General features: G+C 34.1%; 1 protein-coding gene. It reads right to left on the bottom strand.

The features are described from left to right. A partial coding sequence (locus ACNOHI_RS24980) for a Wzz/FepE/Etk N-terminal domain-containing protein (RefSeq protein ID WP_420477428.1) occupies window positions 1-472 on the bottom strand: 472 nt, incomplete at its 3' end. Window positions 473-665: the final 193 nt, after the last annotated feature.

Below are 665 nucleotides of genomic sequence, written 5' to 3'. Positions count from 1 at the left end.
TATTACTATTAATGGTAATCTCTATGCTTTGCTCTTTTAACTCTTTTGAAGGGGCCAGCAATGTAAATTTTACTGGGGTTGTTTTGTACAAATCGTTGTAAGTGTAGTTTATGTGTTCACGATACGTAACCCATAATTTCAGATCCTTTACAACCCGACTTATTATCGGTCGCGACTTTAATACCTCCACCTCACTCTCAACTAGTTTCGGTGCCGTAGATAGGTTCAATTCCTCAAGGATAGCTGTTTTATCAGATGAAGTCTGTTTTTCATCCTTTATTGAAAGCTTCGCTTTAACATGATATATGGGTTTTGTATTTTCAATATACAAAAACGCAAGGCCTAATACAATCAGAATGCTAATAAAAAACAGAGGCCAATGATAAAGGTATTGACTCAAAATTCCCCTTAAATCCTTTTTTTCGTTCTCTACCTCTGTATAGGGAGTGAGTATAAATTGTTCGTTATTCATCGAAAATATTTTTATAATGCATTGGTAAGAATAATAGCCAAAATTGATAACCCTGATAACACTAAACTAATAGTTCTGTAGTTATTGTCAACCGACGCATACTTGGTCTTATCTGGCTGAACATATATTACATCGTTATTTTTAAGATAATAGTAGGGTGAATGAAACAAGTTAACCGAGGTTAGATCTAGAG

The sequence above is a fragment of the Noviherbaspirillum sp. ST9 genome, from assembly GCF_048799745.1.
Classification (GTDB): Bacteria; Pseudomonadota; Gammaproteobacteria; order Burkholderiales; family Burkholderiaceae_D; genus Noviherbaspirillum.
This window is presented reverse-complemented; position numbering and strand designations above follow the sequence as displayed.